The sequence below is a fragment of the Lysobacterales bacterium genome, assembly GCA_019634735.1.
Lineage (GTDB): Bacteria > Pseudomonadota > Gammaproteobacteria > Xanthomonadales > UBA2363 > Pseudofulvimonas.
The window spans coordinates 143103-159155 of record JAHCAT010000003.1 but is presented as its reverse complement, the minus strand read 5'-3'; the positions used below and the strand labels follow the sequence as shown (position 1 = coordinate 159155).

At 72.3% G+C, this 16053-nt stretch carries 17 protein-coding genes; 1 reads left to right on the top strand and 16 read right to left on the bottom strand.

Annotated elements, in window-relative coordinates:
* Positions 1-20 precede the first annotated feature (20 nt).
* The 5 genes from nagZ to KF823_04595 form a co-directional block, all read right to left on the bottom strand.
* Positions 21-1022 (bottom strand): beta-N-acetylhexosaminidase, encoded by a 1002-nt coding sequence (gene nagZ, locus KF823_04615; protein ID MBX3725181.1) that lies wholly within the window; start codon positions 1020-1022, stop codon positions 21-23.
* Positions 1016-1492, bottom strand: a complete 477-nt coding sequence (locus KF823_04610) for a CYTH domain-containing protein (GenBank protein ID MBX3725180.1) — start codon at positions 1490-1492, stop codon at positions 1016-1018. Before KF823_04610 ends, nagZ begins: the two co-directional genes overlap by 7 nt.
* A gap of 3 nt (positions 1493-1495) precedes the next feature.
* Positions 1496-2806, bottom strand: coding sequence for a 23S rRNA (uracil(1939)-C(5))-methyltransferase RlmD (gene rlmD, locus KF823_04605; protein MBX3725179.1), 1311 nt, complete (start codon positions 2804-2806; stop codon positions 1496-1498).
* Between the two features lie 113 nt (positions 2807-2919).
* Positions 2920-3504, bottom strand: a complete 585-nt coding sequence (locus KF823_04600; protein MBX3725178.1) for a YdbL family protein — start codon at positions 3502-3504, stop codon at positions 2920-2922.
* A gap of 199 nt (positions 3505-3703) precedes the next feature.
* Complete coding sequence (locus KF823_04595; protein MBX3725177.1) at positions 3704-5806, bottom strand: hypothetical protein; 2103 nt, start codon at positions 5804-5806, stop codon at positions 3704-3706.
* Here KF823_04595 and KF823_04590 point away from each other — a divergent pair.
* Positions 5805-6551 (top strand): response regulator, encoded by a 747-nt coding sequence (locus tag KF823_04590; protein MBX3725176.1) that lies wholly within the window; start codon positions 5805-5807, stop codon positions 6549-6551. The genes KF823_04595 and KF823_04590 overlap by 2 nt on opposite strands.
* A gap of 69 nt (positions 6552-6620) precedes the next feature.
* Here the strand turns inward: KF823_04590 and KF823_04585 are convergent, their stop codons facing one another.
* The 11 genes from KF823_04585 to rpoE form a co-directional block, all read right to left on the bottom strand.
* On the bottom strand, positions 6621-7283 hold the full coding sequence (locus tag KF823_04585; protein ID MBX3725175.1) for a Pr6Pr family membrane protein: 663 nt from the start codon (positions 7281-7283) through the stop codon (positions 6621-6623).
* A gap of 144 nt (positions 7284-7427) precedes the next feature.
* Entirely contained in the window at positions 7428-8183 is a 756-nt protein-coding gene (locus KF823_04580; GenBank protein MBX3725174.1) for a DNA repair protein RecO, read from the bottom strand.
* A gap of 27 nt (positions 8184-8210) precedes the next feature.
* Positions 8211-9107 (bottom strand): GTPase Era, encoded by an 897-nt coding sequence (era, locus tag KF823_04575; protein ID MBX3725173.1) that lies wholly within the window; start codon positions 9105-9107, stop codon positions 8211-8213.
* Entirely contained in the window at positions 9104-9760 is a 657-nt protein-coding gene (gene rnc, locus KF823_04570) for a ribonuclease III (GenBank protein MBX3725172.1), read from the bottom strand. The genes era and rnc overlap by 4 nt, the downstream gene beginning before the upstream one ends.
* Positions 9761-9764: 4 nt before the next feature.
* Positions 9765-10130: a DUF4845 domain-containing protein gene (locus tag KF823_04565; GenBank protein ID MBX3725171.1), complete on the bottom strand. Its 366-nt coding sequence runs from the start codon at positions 10128-10130 to the stop codon at positions 9765-9767.
* 27 nt (positions 10131-10157) lie between these two features.
* Entirely contained in the window at positions 10158-10946 is a 789-nt protein-coding gene (gene lepB, locus KF823_04560; protein MBX3725170.1) for a signal peptidase I, read from the bottom strand.
* A 43-nt stretch (positions 10947-10989) separates the two neighbouring features.
* The gene (gene lepA / locus KF823_04555) at positions 10990-12780 is read right to left on the bottom strand and encodes a translation elongation factor 4 (protein MBX3725169.1); all 1791 of its coding nucleotides are present in this window, start codon (positions 12778-12780) and stop codon (positions 10990-10992) included.
* 113 nt (positions 12781-12893) lie between these two features.
* Positions 12894-14381, bottom strand: coding sequence for a DegQ family serine endoprotease (locus KF823_04550; GenBank protein ID MBX3725168.1), 1488 nt, complete (start codon positions 14379-14381; stop codon positions 12894-12896).
* A gap of 16 nt (positions 14382-14397) precedes the next feature.
* Positions 14398-14643, bottom strand: coding sequence for a hypothetical protein (locus KF823_04545; protein ID MBX3725167.1), 246 nt, complete (start codon positions 14641-14643; stop codon positions 14398-14400).
* 8 nt (positions 14644-14651) lie between these two features.
* On the bottom strand, positions 14652-15269 hold the full coding sequence (locus KF823_04540; protein MBX3725166.1) for a hypothetical protein: 618 nt from the start codon (positions 15267-15269) through the stop codon (positions 14652-14654).
* 8 nt (positions 15270-15277) lie between these two features.
* Positions 15278-15859, bottom strand: coding sequence for an RNA polymerase sigma factor RpoE (gene rpoE / locus KF823_04535; GenBank protein ID MBX3725165.1), 582 nt, complete (start codon positions 15857-15859; stop codon positions 15278-15280).
* Between the last annotated feature and the right edge of the window lie 194 nt (positions 15860-16053).

Genomic DNA, 16053 nt, shown 5'->3' with positions numbered 1-16053 from the left:
ACGGGGCTCTGCCCCGCCGCTCAGGCCATCAGCCGGGACAGTCGCCCGACGATCTCGTCCTGGCGCGTCGCCAGCGCGTCCGCGCCGGTCGCAGGTTGCCGACCGGCCAGGCTGGCCAGCCGCTCGCTGGTCTCCTCGACATGGTCGTGCGGAACGGCGTCGATGGCGGCTTCGACCTGGCCTGGCTGGCAGGCCAGGACGACATCGCAACCGGCCTCCAGGTGCTGGCGGACGCGATGGCCGACCGCACCGACGCCCTCGGCGGCGACCATGGCGATGTCGTCGCTGAACACGATGCCGTCGAAACCCATCTCGTCGCGCAGCACATGGCGGATCCAGCGCTCGGAGTAGCCCGCCGGCAGCGCGTCGACCTGCGGGTAGGTGACGTGCGCCATCATCATCGCGTCGACGCCGGCACGTACCGCCGCGCGGAACGGCACCAGGTCGCAGGCCGCAAGGGTCGCCCATGGCCGGCGATCGATGGCGGCATCGTGGTGGGTGTCCTCGAGCACCGAGCCATGGCCGGGGAAGTGCTTGCCGGTGGCGGCCATCCCTGCCGCGTGCATGCCCTCGATGTAGGCCGCGGCCAGCGCCGCGCAGGCCTCCGGGTCGGCATCGAAGGCCCGCTCGCCGATCGCCCGGTTGCCGCAGCGCAGGTCGAGCACCGGCGCGAAACTCAGGTCGATGTCCAGCGCCCGCATCTGCGAGGCCATCAGCCAGGCGTGTTCCCGGGCCAGGCTGCAGGCCTGCTCCGCGTCCGACGACCACAGCGCGCCGATCCGGGCCAGCGCCGGCAGCGGCCCGAAACCTTCGCGGAACCGTTGCACCGGGCCGCCTTCCTGGTCGACGCAGACCAGCAGCGGCGCCTCGCGCACTTCGCGCAACTGCGCGACCAGTCCGGCCGACTGTTCGCGGTCGACGATGTTGCGGGCGAACAGGATGACGCCGGCGACCACCGGATGCTCCAGCCAGCGCCGTTCGTGCGGCGCCAGGGCGGTCGACTCGATGCCGATGATCAGCATGTTGGTGTGCTCCAGCGGGAGTAGGGCTCCCGGACGAGATTGACGTTGTAGAAGCGCGGATCGTCGGTGACTTCGCGGCCCAGCCAGTCCGGATGCGGAAACCCGGAATCTGCAGCCTGCAGCTCGATCTCGATCACGACCAGCCCGTCGTTGTCGCCCTGGAACTCGTCGATCTCGAAACAGTGCCCATCGACGTTCACCAAGTGCCGGGTCTTGGCCAGCACCTGCGCGCCGCACAGGGCCAGCAGTTCCCGGGCATCGGCGGCGGGGATCGGGTACTCGTACTCGCTGCGCACCGGACCCAGCGTGCGCGACTTGATGTTCAGGCTGCCCACGCCATCGGTCAGGCGCACGCGGACGGAACAGCCGTCGCCGCCCAGCCAGCCCTGGACTATGGCCAGGCTGCGTTCGACCCCGTGCCGCCAGTCTTCGCCGGCCGGCAGGAACTTGCGTTCGATCTCGGTCGCCATGGCTCAGGCGCGCTCGAACAGCGCGATGGATTCCACGTGCGCCGTGTGCGGGAACATGTCCATGACGCCGGCGGCGGCCAGCCGGTATCCGTGCCGCTCCACCAGCAGGCGGGCGTCGCGGGCCAGGCTGCCCGGATGGCAGGAGACGTAGACCAGCCGCGCGGCGTCCGGGAAGCGCAACTGCTCCAGCACCGCCTGGGCACCGGTCCGCGGCGGGTCGACCAGCACGGCATCGACGCCGCGCCCCGCCCAGGGCGCGTCGCGCAGGTGGCCGGCCAGGTCGACCGCCAGGAACTGCGCGTTGCCGATGCCGTTGGCCGTGGCGTTCTCGCGCGCCCGGGCGACCAGGCCGGCCTCGCCCTCGATGCCGGTGACACGCCCGGCGCGGCGGGCGATCGGCAGGCTGAAGTTGCCGAGTCCGCAGAACAGGTCCAGTACGTGCTGGTCCGGACCCGGCGCCAGCAGTTCCAGCGCCTGGCCGATCATCGCCTCGTTGAGGGCGGCGTTGACCTGGATGAAGTCCAGCGGCGCGAACCGGTAGCGCAGGCCCTCGTCGGCCAGCGAGAACGCCAGTTCGTGCTGTTGCGGCCACAGCAGGTGGACGCTGTCGGCACCGCCGGGCTGCAGGTAGATGGCCAGGCCGTGCTCGCGGCCGAACCCGGACAACTGGTCCCGGTCGGTTTCGCCCAGGTCGACGAGATTGCGGAACACCAGCGCGGGCATGCCGTCGCCCGCGGCGACCTCGATCTGGGCGATGCGGCTGGCCGACTGCAGGCGACCGATCAGCTCGCCCAGCGCGCCCACCAGGGGTCCGACCCGTGGATCGAGAACCTCGCAGCGCCGGATGTCGGCGATGAAGCGCGGCTGGCGCTCCCGGAAGCCGACCAGCACCCTGCCCTTTTTCGGCACGTCCTTGACCGAGAGCCGGGCCTTGCGCCGATAGCCCCAGGTATCGGCGACCAGCGGGGGCAGCACGCGTGCCGGCTGCAGGCCCCCGATACGGCGCAGGTTCTCCAGGAGCTGCTTCTGCTTGGCGGCGATCTGGGCAGCCGGCGCCAGGTGCTGCAGGACGCAGCCCCCGCACACCCCGAAATGCTCGCAGCGCGGCTCGACCCGATCCGGCGAGGCCTCGATCACCTCCACCAGGACCGCCTCGTCGTAGTCGCGGCCGCGCCGGCTGCGCCGGGCGCGCACCCGCTCGCCCGGCAGCGCGCCGTCGACGAACACCACCTTGCCGTCGACGCGCGCAACGCCGCGACCCTCGTGGCTGAGGTCGTCGATCAGGGTCTCGAACGGCGGCGCGTCCGTGCGCATGGTGGCGTTCCTGCTGCGGGCTCGATCGCGGGGCGGACCGGGCGCCGGGCCGCCATTGTCGCAGATGCCGGGAGCCCGGCCGCGACGGCGGCCGGACGGACCGTGCCGGCGCGCTACTTGCGCGTCCAGGCGCCGCTGGCGTCCTGGTAGTACCAGCCCGGGCGCGCCTGGTCGATCCACTGCCGGGCGAAGGTGGCGCGGATCTCGTCCTCCCAGCCGGGCTGGCCGTTGGCCAGGGCGATCTCCCGGTACACGGCATCGCGGTCGCGGTTGTCGTCGGCGACCGCCTGGTTGACGGCATTGCGATCGCGCAGCGCCAGCGAGGAGGCATCGCGTACCGCGATCCGGCCATCGCGGGTCATGCCCAGCACGCCGGCCTCGAAGTGCGGACGCAGGGTCTCGAAGCGCTGCCGCATGCGCTCGCGGATCGTGGTGATCGCCGGCGTCCGGACATTGATGTCCGCCTGCGCATGGGCGCTGGAGACCGGCAGGAACAAGGTGCGCAGGTGCAGGCCGGCACCCGGGTTTCCGCGCGGCGGCGGATCCGCGTCGCCCTGGCCGTTGCCGATGACATCGTTGACGAACTCGCGTGCGGCCTGTTCGGCCTGTGCCGCCGGGAAGTAGACGTTGATGGTCACGCAGGCGGCGAGCAGCAGCAGCGCGGCGGCGGGCAGGATCCAGCGGATCGGTCGGGTCATGGCAGGCTCCAGTGCTGGCGGGACGGCGCCGCGCCTGGGCGGCGGCCGATCCGCGCGCGGCACGGGCGAACGGACCGCGCTAGGTTACGTCAGCTTGATGAGCGGCGGCTGTCCCGGGACGCGCAGTGGTCGGCCGGGTCCGACACGCGCCCGGCGCCCAGGGGCGAGTCGGCCGCCCCGTGGAAGCCTCCTTCCGCGCTCACCGGACCTCCGGGGCCTGCCCCGCCATCGCCGCCCGGATGCGCTCCAGCAGCACCGGCCAGTCGACCTGCCGCTGGAAACCGCGAATGGTGATCAGCGGCAGGCCCGAGCCCTGCAGGATGGTGAATCCGCCTGCCGCCTCGTCGAGGCCGGACATGGTGCAGACTTCGTTCGCCAGCCGGCAGCCCAGGGCGATCCGTCGGTAACCGAAGCTGTCGAAGGTGCCCAGCAGCCGACCCTGCAGTCCTGTACCGCCACCGCCCAGCCGGGTGAGCTGGTCGACCGCCAGCTGGCTGATGCGCCGCCGCCCGCTGTCGCGGGTCCGCAGGCGGGCGTCGAAGGCGACCGGCCGCCAGCCGAGCAGGCGCAGGCGCTCGATGTCGCCGTCGAGTCGACCCTCGATGCGCCCGAAGCCGAACACCTCGGTGAGCGGCGTCAGGTCGAGGCCGCGCAGGTGCACGTCGGCCGCCAGGGCCGGCGCCAGACCGAACGGCCGCTCGATGGTCAGACCTTCGATCCGGGCCTCGCCGTCGAAGGCCTCGATCCGGATGCCGCCGCCGGTGGCCAGTCGCTCGCGGTCGAGCCGCAGGCCCGGCAGGCTGCCGTCCATCCGTCCCGGAAACGCCGGCCAGCCGAATCCCGCCGCCAGACGGTCGATGCGCGCGTTCGACAGCTCGATGTCGCCGGTCAGCCGCACCGGCTGTCCGGGAACCAGGGCCAGACGCAGGTCCAGCAGCTGCAGCTCGCCGCCGGCCGGCGCAAGCCGCACCGGGGCGAGCGCCTGGATCGCGCCGTCGGCCGCCTGCGCCTGCAGGCGACCCGGACCGAGCGCCAAGCCGTACAGGGACAGTCCCTGCCAGGCCAGTTCGACCGGCGCCGCCGGCTGGCCGGGGGGCCGCATCGCCACCACGCCTGCCAGACCCTCGACGCCATAGGCGCCGCCGCGGTGGCGAAGGCCCACCCCGGCAAGATCGGCATCTAGGGACGTCAGCCCCGGCCCGGAGACCCAGTCGACGCTGCCGGCGACCTGCCCGGAAAGCTCCAGGTCGGCCATGCCCAGTCCCGCCAGCGTGCCCTCGACCAGCCGTTCGCGCTGGCGGTCCAGGTCGACCTTGCCGGACACCTGCAGCCGTCCCGGCCATCCCGCCGCGTCCGGCGCCGGGGCCGCGGCCACCTCGATGCGGGTGTCGCCGTCCTCCAGACGCAATTGTTTGAGCTCGATGCCGGCGGGTCCGCTGCGCAGGTCCACGCCCAGGGCGATTTCGCTGCCGGCCGGCCAGCTTGCGAAGACCGGGCCCACCAGCACGTCGCCGGCAGTCACGGTGGGCCGGCCGGCCAGCGACAGCGTGCCGTCGACCGCCAGCCTGACCTCCAGCCCACCGGACAGCTCGACGCCCTCCACCGCGACCGTGCCTTCCGCAGTCTCCGCCGCCAGGCCGCTGGCCTGGACATGACCGCGCCAGGCGGTCTGGCCACCGGCGCGCCCCAGCTCGACCCGACCGCCGATGCGCCCGTCCCGCCAGGCGACCGCCGGCAGCAGGGTCGACAGCCAGGACGCCGGCATCCGTCGGGCCTGCACGGCCAGTGCCCGTCCCGCCAGGGGCAGGTCGACCTGCACCTCGGCGATGCCGCGACCCAGACGCAGCTGCCCCTGGGCCAGCGCCAGGTCGCCGCGCCAGGCAAGTTGCCAGCCGGTCTCTCCACCCTGCCACTGCAGCGGGCCCTGGCACTGCCACAAAGGAGGATCGCTTGCGTCGGCCACCTGCGAGAGCTCGCAGGCGAACGCCACGCCGGTCAGGTCCAGGCCGGCGCCGGGCAGCACCAGGCGGCGCGCCGTCAGCGCCAGGTGCCCGGCTGTGCCCTCGCCCGGCACCTGCGCCAGGCGCAGGCCCTCGATGCGCAGCTGCTCGTGGGCGATGCGCTCCACGCGCAACTGCACGGCGTGGCGCGGCAGTTCGGCATGCGCGGGTGCAGGGGCAAGTCCCGGCAGCACCCAGAGCAGGGCCGGCATCGTCGCGCGCAGCAGGCGCAGGCGAACCGCCGCGACTTGACCTGCGGCAGCTGCGTGCGCACGCTTGCGGCCACCCCGGGAGGCAGGCATGGACGGAGGCAGCGTCCTCATCGTCGAAGACCATACGATGATCGCCACCTGGCTGACCAGCGTGCTGTCCGCCGCCGGTTGCCGCACCACCCTGGCAGGCGACCTCGAGCAGGCGCGCCGGCACCTGGACACCCGGCGCTTCGACCTGTGGCTGTGCGACCTGCACCTGCCCGACGGACGCGCCACGGAGCTACTGGACAGGCCGGGCCGGCCGCCCGCCGTCGTCCTTACCGCGGACCTGGACGAAACGGTCCGGCGGCAACTGGCCGCGGCGGGCTTCGACGCGGTGCTGGCCAAGCCCTGCGCGCCGGACGCGCTGCTCGCCACCCTGGCCCGGCTGCTCCCCGCCGCAAGGTCCGCCCCGGCCTCCCCGGTTCAGCCTGCCGTCCGGCGGCACGACGCCGGTGAGCAGCCGCTCGATGACGACATGGCCCTGCGCAGCTGCGGCGACACCGCTACCGTCAGGGCCCTGCGCGAACTGCTGGCGGCGGAGCTGCGCGCGCTGCCGGACCGCCTGGGCGGGCCCTGGACGCCGGACAGCCGCGACGCCGTCGACGACGAGCTGCACCGGCTGGCGGCGGCCGCGCGCTGGTGCGGGGCCCTGGCCCTGGCCCGGCACCTGGACTGGCTGCGGCCCCGGCTGGTCCGGGATCCGGATCCCGACCGCCTGCGGCCCGGCCTGCTGGCGCAACTGCAGCGCCTGCGCGCGGCGATCGACGACTGGCTGGACGCCGGCGGCGCCTGAGGCGGGCACTCGGCGAACCCTTGGTGCAAGCGGGCCTGCACCCGCTGCCACGCATCCCCCGTGCCCGCCTCAGCCCCTTCTCCGCCAGCGCGTGAGCTGCAGCAGGGCCGCCGCGATCAGCCCATAGCCGACCAGGATGGCCCCGGCGTTGGACAGAGCCGCGCCGTAGCCCAGCTGCGGCACGTCGATGAAGGGGTACGGATACAGCCCGGTGAGCTCGCCCCGGGCCAGCGCGTAGACCAGGTAGGCCAGCGGCCAGGCCAGCCACCACGGCCACTGCCGCCAGCGCAGGCGCGCCCTGCCCGGCACCAGCCACCACCACAGCAGGTAGCCGGCCGGCACCAGGTAGTGCAGCAACTGGTCGGCCAGCAGTTGCCAGCCGCGGGGCTCCCAGACCTGCCGCAACAGCAGGTGGTAGGCGATCGCAACCACGGCGATGCCTGCCGCGGCCACGGCGGCGGTGCCCGGTCGCCGCAGCCAGCCCGGGCGACCGCGCCGCCCTGCCCCGGCCCAGGCGGTCAGGACCAGCGCGACCAGCAGGTTGGACAGGATCGTGAAGAAGCCGGTGTAGACCAGCAGGCCATGGCCGATTCCATGGCCATTGGCGAGGGCCAGCCGAACCGACAGCAGCAGTTGCAGCAGCAGCGCCGCCCAGGCCAGCAGCGCCAGGACGGCACTGGCCAGGCGTACCGGAAGCGTGGGCGCGTCGGCGGCAGCGCGGATGAACGGCATGGTCGTGCGACCCGGTTGCAGGGAAGGCCGGGGCAGGCAGGCGGACGCAGGACGCCGGGAGGATGGTCTCCGGATGCCCCGCGGACCGGATCGTAATGCCTCCGGTGGCCGGCGCAACCGCGGCCTGACCCCAGTGGCCGTGCTTCAGTCCCCGGGATCCTCGCCGCCCCCCGGCTGCAGGCGCCACTGCGCCGCCAGGCGCAGGCTGCGTAGCGGCGCGCCGTCGAGACGGTGGCCGATCACCCGCCGCGACAAGGCGCGCAGGGCCGAGAGTTGCGCCGGCGCTGGCTGCCGGTCGCCGGCCCAGGCCAGCAGCACCTCGCCGCGCACGCGCGGCCAGGGACTGGCCGGCGACCAGGCCCGGGCGCCCTGATCGGGATCGAAGGCGTAGTCGGATTCCGGGTCCAGGGCGACGCCGTCCTCGTCATGCGCCAACACCAGGGCGTAGCCGGCCAGGGCCAGCAGGTCGCGTTCGAAGCGGCGCAGGGACCAGGCCAGTGCCGCGGGCGGCGTCGCCGGCAGCCGCGCCAGCTCGGCCAGCCAGTCGCGGTAGCGCCGGAACAGCTCGGGCACCGGATCGCCACGCCCGGTCAGGCGCTGGACCAGCTCGTTGACGTACAGGGCCGCGAACAGGGGATCGCCGACGGGCCGCAGCGGCACACCGTCGGCCTCGACCGTGGCCAGGGTCAGCAGCTCGCCGGCCCCGGCCGCGGACAGCCGCAGCGGCCGGAACGGCTCCAGCAGGGCGCGGCGCAGGGCCTGGCCGCGGCTGCCGCCGCGCGCGCCCTGCGCGACCAGGCCGAGGCGGCCATGGCGGGCGGTCAGCACCTCGACCAGCAGGCTGGTTTCCCGGTACGGCCGGGCCTCGAGCAGCCAGGCGGCCTCGTTGTCCAGGCGCAAGGCCATCGCCGGCCGCAGCTGCCGCCGTCAGTCGCCGTAGCCGAGGTCGCGCAGCGCGCGTTCGTCGTCGGACCAGCCGCGCCGGACCTTGACCCACAGCTCCAGGTGCACCTTGCCGTCGAACAGCTGCTCCATGGCCAGCCGGGCCCGGGTGCCGATCTCCTTCAGGCGGCTGCCCTTGTCGCCGATCACGATCGCCTTCTGGCCGTCGCGCTCGACCCAGATCGCCGCGTGGATGCGCCGCAGCCGGCCCTCCAGCGCGAACTGCTCGATCTCGACCGTGGTCGCGTAGGGCAGCTCCTGGCCGAGCTGCCGCATGACCTGCTCGCGGACCAGCTCGGCGGCCAGGAAGCGTTCGCTGCGATCGGTCAGGGTGTCGTCGTCGTACAGCGCCGCCTGTTCGGGCAGGGCCTGGACGATGGCCGACTCCAGCCGGTCCAGTCCGTCCCGACGTCGCGCCGAGACCAGGAAGACCCCGGCCAGGTGCGCGGCCGCACCGACCTCGGCCAGCCAGGGCAGCAGCGTCGACTTGTCCTTGACCAGGTCGATCTTGTTGACCGCCAGCAGGCAGGGCACGCCGGCCTCGGCCAGCGACCGCGCGACCGTCTGGTCCTCGGCCGTCCAGCGTCCCGCCTCGACCACGTGCACGCAGACGTCGGCGCCGGCCAGGGTGGCCTGGGCGGTACGGTTGAGCTGGCGGTTCAGCGCCGACCCGCCGCCGCCGTGCAGGCCCGGCGTGTCCAGGTACCCGATCTGTCCCCCGGCTCGGGTCACCACGCCCAGGATGCGGTGCCGGGTGGTCTGCGGCTTCGGCGAGACGATGCACAGCCGTTGCCCGACCAGGGCATTGAGCAGGGAGGACTTGCCGACGTTGGGTCGGCCGACCAGGGCGACGTGGCCGCTGCGGAAGGTTTCGTTGGTCATCGTCCTGGATCCTGTAGAAGGGCCAGCATCGCCTCGGCGGCGCGCTGTTCGGCCAGCTTGCGCGAGCCCGCCTGGCCCAGGGCCGGCTGTTCGCGGCCTTCGATCCGGCAGGCGACCGTGAACTGCTGGGCATGCTCGGCGCCGCTGCGTTCCAGCACCCGGTAGTCGGGCAGCGGCCGGCCCCGCGACTGCAGCCACTCCTGCAGACGCGACTTGGCATCGGACAGCTCGCGCAGGTCGAGCGCCGCCACCGGGCCGGCGAAGCGCGCGCGCAGCCAGTCGCGGCACACCGCCCAGCCGGCATCGAGATAGATGGCGGCGACCAGCGCCTCGAAGGCATCGGACAGGATCGAATCGCGCCGGAAGCCGCCGCTGCGCAACTCGCCCTGGCCCAGGCGCAGGTGCTCGCCAAGCTCGAGCAGGCGCGCCTGCTCGGCCAGGCTCTCGCGCCGCACCAGGCGCGCGCGCAGCCGCGTCAGGTCGCCCTCGGAGGCCTTCGGATGCGCCTGGTAGAGCATCTCGGCGACCACCGCGCCGACCAGGCCGTCGCCCAGGAACTCCAGCCGCTCGTTGTGCGGCTGGCCGGCGCTGCGGTGGCTCAGCGCCTGGGCCAGCAGGGCCGGATCGGCGAACCGGTGGCCCAGCCCGGGCAGGCTGTCAGCTGCCGCTGAGCCGCTCGACGCGCTCAAAGGTGGCGATGAATTCAAGGTTGCCGAACAGCGGCCGCCTGACCTCGTACTTGACGTGGATCTGCGGGCCGCCCTGGGTGGTGATGCGCACATTGTTGGGCTTCACCGACTCGACGTAGCTGGTGTAGAGGCGGCGGTCGAACAGGGTCCGGATCTGGTCCGGCGACATGTTGGCGATGCCGGGCTCCTTGGCCAGGCCCTTCATCGCCGTGGACACGCTGTACCACTCCGAATAGACCGGGAACAGGCGCATGCCGACGTAGGCGAACAGGCCGGCGATGGCCAGGACGAACAGGAAACCGATCAACGTGATGCCGTGCTGCCCCTTGCGCATGGCGCGTGCTCCCCAAGCTGGTTCTGACTAGCGGATCACATTCCCGAGCCGCCGGAAATCGATGATACCGTCTTTCTGCGTATCCCAACTCCACCAGATCACCGAAGCGCGGCCGACCAGGTTGGCTTCCGGCACGAATCCCCAGGCGCGGCTGTCCTGGCTGTTGTCCCGGTTGTCGCCCATCACGAAGTAGTGGCCCTCCGGGACCTGCCAGCGCGCCTCGCCGGGCTGCTGGTACATCGGCGCGGCGCGAACCAGCAGGTGGTGGGGCTGGTCGCCGGCGAGCCGCTCGCGGCGCTCCTCGGCGCCGGTCATGTCGGCGCCGCGTCCGGCGCCGATGAAACGGCCGACGACCTCCTGGGGCACCGCTTCGCCGTTGATGTAGAGCGCCTTGTCCCGGTAGCTGACGGTGTCGCCGGGCAGGCCGACCACGCGCTTGATGTAGTCGATGCGGGGGTCCTGCGGGTAGCGGAACACCACCACGTCGCCGCGCGCCGGCTCGCCCACCGCGAGCACCTTGCTGTTGGTGACCGGCAGGCGCACGCCGTAGGCGAACTTGTTGACCAGGATGAAGTCGCCGATCAGCAGGGTCGGCATCATCGAGCTGGACGGGATCTTGAACGGCTCGAAAAGGAAGCTGCGGAACACCAGCACCAGAAGGATCACCGGGAAGAACGACCGGGCGTAGTCGACCACCACCGGCACCTTGCCGCCAGCGGCGGCGCGACGGCGCGCGAACAACAGGCGGTCGAACAGCCAGACCAGTCCGGTCAGGGCGGTCAGGGCGACCAGCAGCAGGGCAAAGTCCATTCTCATCTCGTCATTGTCCGTGTCTGTCGACCGGCTTCCGGCACCGGCCCTACTTGTCCATCCGCAGCACCGCCAGGAAGGCCTCCTGGGGGATGTCGACGCGGCCGACGGACTTCATTCTCTTCTTGCCTTCCTTCTGCTTCTCCAGCAGCTTGCGCTTGCGCGAGGCATCGCCGCCGTAGCATTTGGCGAGCACGTTCTTGCGCAGCGCCTTGACCGTCGAGCGGGCGATCACCTGCGAGCCGATCGCCGCCTGGATGGCGACGTCGAACATCTGCCGCGGGATCAGCTCCTTCATCTTGTCGACCAGGTCGCGGCCGCGGCGGTCGGCGAAGCTGCGGTGCACGATCAGGCTGAGCGCGTCGACGCGTTCGCCGTTGATCAGGATGTCGACACGCACGAAGCTGCCGCCCTGGAAGCGCAGGAAGTGGTAGTCAAGCGAGGCGTAGCCGCGCGACACCGACTTCAGCTTGTCGAAGAAGTCCAGCACCACCTCGGCCAGTGGCAGCTCGTAGCTGATCTGCACCTGCGAGCCCAGGTAGTTGATGCCGACCTGGACGCCGCGCTTCTCCTCGCACAACGTGATGACGTTGCCCACGTAGTCCGGCGGGGTCAGGATGTTGGCCTGGATGATCGGCTCGCGGATCTCGTCGATCGACGGCGACGGCGGCAGCTTGGCCGGGTTGTCCAGGGTCAGGATTTCGCCGTCTGTGGTGGCCACCTCGTAGATCACGGTCGGCGCCGTGGTCACCAGGTCGAGGTCGTACTCGCGCTCCAGCCGCTCCTGGACGATCTCCATGTGCAGCAGGCCGAGGAAGCCGCAGCGGAAGCCGAAACCCATCGCCTCGGAGCTCTCCGGCTCGAAGCGCAGCGCGGCGTCGTTGAGGCGCAGCTTCTCCAGGGCCTCGCGCAGGTCCGGATAGTCCTCGGCGTCGACCGGGAACAGGCCGGCGAAGACCCGCGGCTGCATCTCCTGGAAACCGGGCAGCGGACCGGGCGCCGGTTGCGCGGCCAGGGTCAGGGTGTCGCCGACCGGCGCGCCGTGGACGTCCTTGATGGAGGCGCACAGGAAACCGACCTCGCCGGGCCCCAGGCGGTCCTTGACCAGCCGCTTGGGCGTGAACACGCCGACCTGGTCGACCTCGTGGGCGCGACCGGTGGACATCACCAGGATCTTGTCGCCCTTGCGGATCTCGCCCTGCATGACGCGCACCAGCGACACCACGCCCAGGTAGTTGTCGAACCAGGAATCGATGATCAGCGCCTGCAGGCGGTCGGTGTCGCGCGGCTGCGGCGGCGGGATGCGCGCGACGATCGCCTCCAGCACGTCGGCGATGCCGACGCCGGTCTTGGCCGAGATCAGCACGGCGTCGTCGGCGGGCAGGCCGATCACCGCCTCGATCTCCTTCTTGACGCGCTCCGGGTCGGCGGTCGGCAGGTCGATCTTGTTGAGGACCGGGATCACCTCCAGGCCCTGCTCGACCGCCGTGTAGCAGTTCGCCACCGACTGCGCCTCGACGCCCTGGGCGGCGTCGACCACCAGCAGCGCGCCTTCGCAGGCGGCCAGCGAACGGCTGACCTCGTAGCTGAAGTCGACGTGCCCCGGGGTGTCGATGAAGTTGAGCTGGTAGGTGTTGCCGTCCCTGGACTTGTACGGCAGCGAGACCGACTGCGCCTTGATGGTGATGCCGCGCTCGCGCTCGATCGGGTTGGAGTCGAGCACCTGCGCCTCCATCTCGCGATCCTGGAGGCCGCCGCACAGCTGGATGATGCGGTCGGCCAGGGTCGACTTGCCGTGGTCGACGTGGGCGATGATGGAAAAGTTGCGGATCAGTTTCATGCGCTCGGGCGGTCGGCCCGCGGGTGGGCAGGCAAAGACTCCGGATTATCGCAGATTCCTCGCCCGCCCGGTCGGGACCGGGGCGCCGGCGGCCGCCGGCGCCCCGCCGCCCGTCAGTCGCCCTCGCGGACGCTGAGGGCGATGAACTGGGTGCTGGCGCCGCGCCGAACCAGCAGCATCACCGAGTCGCCGGCGGCGACGCCGGCCACGGCGCGGTCGAAGTCGGCGACGCTGCCGACCGTGGTGCGGCCGACGCGCAGGATCACGTCGCCCCGCTGCAGCCCGGCGCGGCGCGCGGCGCCGCCGGCGACCTGGGTGACGCGGACGCCTTCGCCGCGGCCGAGACCGAGCTCGCTGCGCTCCTGCGCCTCGAGATCCTGGAGCGCCATGCCCAGGCGGCCGGCCCCGGCGGCGCGCGGCTCCGGGCCGCCGGCGGCGACGGCATCGGCGTCCGCCGGCGCCTCGCCGACCGTCACCGTGACCGTGCGGCGGCGGCCGTCGCGGAACAGCTCGACCTCGGCGCGGGTGCCCGGCCGGGTGGTACCGACCACCGGCGGCAGGTCCGCCTGCGACTCGATCGGCCGGCCGTTGAAGCTGAGGATGACGTCGCCGACCTGGATGCCGGCCTTCTCGGCGGCGCCGTCGGCGACAACCTGCCCGACCAGGGCGCCGGCCGGACGCTCCAGGCCCAGAGACTGGGCGAACTCGCGGGTGACCTCCTGGACCTGGACGCCGATCAGGCCGCGCCGGACCCGGCCGTCGGACTTGATCTGGTCGACGATGTCCTGGGCGACGTCGGACGGGATCGCGAAGCTGATGCCCATGTAGCCGCCGGTGCCGCTGAAGATCTGGGAGTTGATGCCGACCACCTCGCCGGCCAGGTTGAACAGCGGCCCGCCCGAGTTGCCCGGGTTGATCGCCACGTCGGTCTGGATGAACGGCACGTACTGCTGGTTGCCGCCACCGACGCTGCGTCCGGTGGCGCTGACCACGCCGGCGGTCACCGAGTAGTCGAAGCCGAACGGCGAGCCGATCGCCACCACCCACTGGCCCGGGCGCAGCGCGTTGGAGTCGCCCATCCGGACCGTCGGCAGCCCGGTCGAGTCGATCTTGAGCAGGGCGATGTCGGTGGCCGGGTCGGTACCGACCACCTCGGCAACGAACTCCCTCCGATCGGTGAGCCGGACGGTGACCTGGTCGGCGCCGCGCACCACGTGGTTGTTGGTGAGCAGGTAGCCGTCGTCGCTGATGATGAAACCGGAGCCGCCCGACTCGCGGTCGCGGTCGCCGGGCACGCCGAACTCGGGTCCGAAGAAGCGGCGGAAGAACTCGGGAACCTCTTCCTGGGGCGGCATGCCGCGCTGCGCGCGGGCGCTGCTGGCGGTGGTGGTGGCCCGGATGTTGACCACCGCCGGCGCATTGCGCTCGACCAGAGCGGTGAAATCCGGTAGCCCGGTGACCTGCGCGGGCGCCACGGCCTGCACGGCCGCCGGCAGCTGGGCGGCAGCTGGCGCCGGCTGCCTTGCGCAGGCGGACTGGCTGAAGGGCACCAGCGATGCCAGCAGCAGAAGCTTGGCGAACGGGATGGTGTAGCGGTTCATCGCGACTCCTCGGAAGTCAGGGGGCAATCATGTCGTGCGGTGCGTGTGCGCGGCGTTGCCGTGCGCCGGCCAGTGCCGTCGCCAGGAGCATGCCGGCCAGCGCCGAAAGCGCGGCCAGGCCGGCCGGCAACCCGGCCCAGGCGGCCAGGCCGGCACCGGCCAGCAGGCCGCCCATGGGCGCCGCGAAGGCAGCCAGCAGACCGGACACGGGCGGCGCGCCCGTCGGCTGCAGGCAGCAGTCCGGCCGGCCGCAGGACGCCATGGTCGGCCTCAGCGCGGCGACTCCGCGGCGGGCGGCGCGGCGGGCGCCGGGCCGGGGACCAGGATGATGTAATGCGTCGAGGGCAGCTGCATCGGAAGCACCGGCGCGCGCTGCCAGGCCTCCGGGTCGGGGCGCGGCGCGAACTGGCCCTGCACCGGCTGCGACTGCCTCGCCGAGACCGGCAGCAGCGGCAGTTGCCGGCGCAGATCGTCGGCGCGCACACCCGAGCTTGTCACGCTGGAGGCATCGATGGTGCCGGCTGCCGCCAGGTCCGCTGCGCCGGGCGACGGCTGCACGTACCAGAACGCGCCGGCCGCGACCAGGGCGGCGGTGAAGAACCCCGCGGCCCACTGGACGCCGGCGCGCCACGGCAGCGGCCGGGCGGGCCGGGCCTCGGCGGCCACCGCGTGGGCGATGCGCGCGGCGAGCGTGTCGCCGTACGCCGGCAGACCGGACCGGCCACGCAGGCAGTCGCCGATCAGCTGGTATCGGCCGAAACAGGCACGCAAGGGCGTGTCGTGCTCGAGGCGACGCATCAGGAAGGCGGTGCGGCTGCGATCCAGCTCCCCGTCGACCAGGGCGGACAGGTCTTCGTGGACCGTGGCGTTGGCGTGCTCGGTGCTCATGGGGACGCTCAGGTGTCGGACAACAGGGGACGGATGCGCCGGTCGATGGCCTCGCGTGCACGGAAGATGCGCGAACGCACCGTGCCGATCGGGCAGGCCATGACTTCGGAGATCTCTTCGTAGCTCAGGCCGTCGACTTCGCGCAGGGTGATCGCCGTGCGCAGCTCCTCCGGCAATTCCTCGACCGCCGCGGTGACGTTGCGCTCGATCTCCTGGCGGAGCAGCTCGTTTTCCGGGGTCGCCCGGTCCTTCAGCTGGGACTCGCCGTTGAAATGCATGGCGTCGTCGACGGCGACATCGTCGGTCGGCGGCCGGCGGCCCTGGGAGACCAGATGGTTCTTGGCGGTGTTGACGGCGATCTTGTACACCCACGTGTAGAACGCGCTGTCACCCCGAAAGTTCCCGAGCGCCCGGTACGCCCTGAGGAAGGTCTCCTGGGCGACATCCTGGGCCTCGGCGAAATCGTTGAGATACCGGTTGATCACCGCGAGGATGCGGTGCTGGTACTTGCGCACGAGCAGGTCGAACGCGGCCTGCTCGCCCCGTTGCACGCGCTCGACAAGTTGCTGGTCGACGTCCCGCTCGCTCATTCCCGCCCCTGCGGCTGCCGTGCCGCGACCGGGGGCAGACCCCCTGCGCGCCATTTGGTTCCGGGCCGGGGCCCGGGATCGGCGCCGATGATACGGGGTCGCGCCCCCTGCCCCCGCTGAACGGCGCGTCCGAGGACCCGGCAGGGGTCCGGGCCGGTTCTCAAACGGCAGCCGCCCGTGCCGGGCGCGGCAAG